2 protein-coding genes and 1 pseudogene are annotated in these 2,317 nt (G+C 68.2%); 2 read left to right on the top strand and 1 reads right to left on the bottom strand.

Features of this window, described 5'->3' with window-relative positions; translation table 11 throughout:
* Positions 1-683: TetR/AcrR family transcriptional regulator (locus tag ACFXI4_RS44535; RefSeq protein WP_385003393.1), on the bottom strand; the 683-nt coding region annotated here is incomplete at its 3' end.
* A gap of 86 nt (positions 684-769) precedes the next feature.
* On the opposite strand from ACFXI4_RS44535, the gene ACFXI4_RS44530 reads away from it, so the two are divergent.
* Both ACFXI4_RS44530 and ACFXI4_RS44525 read left to right on the top strand, forming a co-directional pair.
* Complete coding sequence (locus tag ACFXI4_RS44530) at positions 770-1,648, top strand: aldo/keto reductase (protein WP_385003390.1); 879 nt, start codon at positions 770-772, stop codon at positions 1,646-1,648.
* Positions 1,649-1,751: 103 nt separating this feature from the next.
* A pseudogene (locus ACFXI4_RS44525) lies at positions 1,752-2,317 on the top strand (IS5 family transposase); the annotation flags it as partial.

Here is a 2,317-nt window from a genome sequence, read left to right as displayed (position 1 = left end):
AGCCAGTCCTGCAGGAGTGCGGTCTCGACGGGGCGGAGCGGGACGGTAGCTGGATCCGCCCCGTTGAGGGTGGCATCGAGCGCGAGGGCGCGAGCGGCGAGGGTGGAGTCTGGGGCCGGGCTCGTGTCGGCGGTCAGGGCGTCGATGAGTGCTTCCCGCATGCGTGGTGAGACCTCCGGGTCGCGTTCGCTCTCAGGGATGCCGATGAGGGAGAGCGTGACGCCGGTCACCGCTGCCAGCGTGAGGTGGGCGGCAAGGACGGGCGGTACCCGTAGGCGGCCGTCGGAGGCGGTGCGGCCGAGGAACGTCATAAGGAGTTCCTGAGCCTTCCGCGCGGCAGGTGGGCGGTGGCCGGGGCGGTCGGTGCCGTACATCAGCAGGTAGAAGGCGGGGTGCTTCAGGCCGAAGTCGACATGCATGTCCCACCCGCGGCGCATGTCGTCGACCGGGTCGCCACTCGACGACAAGGTGTGCTTCTGCGCCAAGTAAAGGTCGAAGGCGTGGATGGCCAGCGCCGAAAGGAGCCCGTCCTTGTCGCCGAAGAGCTGGTACAAGGAGGCGGCACGGATGCCTGCCGCCGCCGCGACGGCGCGGGTGGAGAGCGCCTGGGCACCCTCCCGTTCCAAGAGCTCGGCTGCCACTTCCAAGATCTGCCGGCGACTGCGGGTCTTCGCATCATCCATGGTTGCAATGCTACGGCATCAGGCGTATCACTGGTTCGGTCAGCGATACGGAGAATACCGTCGCAGTGATACGGCAGGAGAGGTTGATGAATCGTGTGGGATACGGCGCCATGCAGCTCGCGGGCCCTCAAGTCTGGGGATTCCCGGACGACACGGAGAAGGCGCGGCGGGTGCTGCGCCTGGCCGTAGAGCTGGGCGTGACCTTCTTCGACACCGCGAACGCCTACGGGCCGCGAACAGTGAACCAGCTGATCGGGCAGGCACTGGGACCGATCCCCGAGGGTGTGATCGTGGGCAACAAGGTCGGCGCGGAGCGCGGCCCGGACAAGTCCTGGGTCGTCGACGGCCGTCCGGAAACGATCCGGCGGCAGGTCCACGAGGCCCTTACCGACATGGGAACGGACCTGAGCGAGCTGACCTACCTCCGACTCGTCGGCGACACCCCCGGCGCGCACCTGGACGTACCGCTGGAGGAGTCGCTCGGCGCACTCGTCGAGCTGCGAGACCAGGGACTGATCCGACGCATCGGCCTGTCCGGCGCGTCCCCGCAGATGCTGGCCCGCGCCCAACAGATGACCCCCATCGCGGCGGTGCAGAACCGCTTCAACCTGCTTGACCGCAGCGGCGTCCAGGTCCTCGCCGACTGCGAGACCCAGGACATCCTCTTCATCCCCTACTTCCCGCTGGCCGCCGGGCTGCTGGGCGACCACCAGGAGCTAACCGGCCCGGCAGAGCGCCTGGGTGCCACACCTGCCCAGATCGCACTGGCCTGGCTGCTGCGCCGTTCGCCCTCCATGGTCGTCATCCCCGGCACGAGCAGTACCGACCACCTCCGGTCCAACATCGCCGCTTCCGAGGTTGCCGAACAGTTGACCGAGACCGAGGTCGCGCGCCTGACCGGACTCGTCGACGAGTCGCAAGCGACCCTCGGCCAGCCCGCGCCTCCATCTCATAACCACCGCTGAACAAAGGCCCCGGGGATGTCTCTATCGGCCCTCGGCCGATCTGACGAATGATCTTCGGGGCTCTGTGGCGGCGCCCATGTCGCCGTCCGGGATGATGCATGTCATGGCGGGTCGTGGCGAGTTGACGGATGCGGCGTGGACGCAGATAGAGCCGCTGCTTCCTCGGGCTGATGGGTGTGGACGGCCATGGAGGGATCACCGGCAGGTGGTCAACGGGGTGCTGTGGCGGCTGCGCACGGGTGCGCCGTGGCGGGATCTGCCTGCACGGTACGGGCCCTGGCAGACAGTCTACGAGCGCTTCGCCCGCTGGGAGGCGGACGGTACCTGGGCGAAGCTCTTGGAGCACGTCCAGGTCCGCAACGACGCGGTGGGCGAGGTCGAATGGACCGTTTCGGTGGACTCGACGGTCAACCGTGCACATCAGCACGCCGCCGGCGCCCGTAAAAAGGGGAGGCAGGCGGGGACGAACTGGCGGATTCGGAACGCTCGGCGACGCGGCAAACCCTCGGCCGGTCCCGGGGCGGTCTGACCACCAAGGTCCACCTGGCTGTCGACGGCCGCGGTCTCCCGCTCGCCCTGGTTCTCACGCCGGGTAACGTCAACGACTCCACCATGTTCGTTTCGGTGATGGACGCGATCCGCATCCCACGTGCCGGGCGGGGTCGTCCC

It is taken from the genome of Streptomyces sp. NPDC059224 (genome assembly GCF_042754285.1).
Lineage (GTDB): Bacteria > Actinomycetota > Actinomycetes > Streptomycetales > Streptomycetaceae > Streptomyces.
Note: the sequence above shows the minus strand (reverse complement) of the source record. Positions and strands in the feature narration are given on the sequence as shown.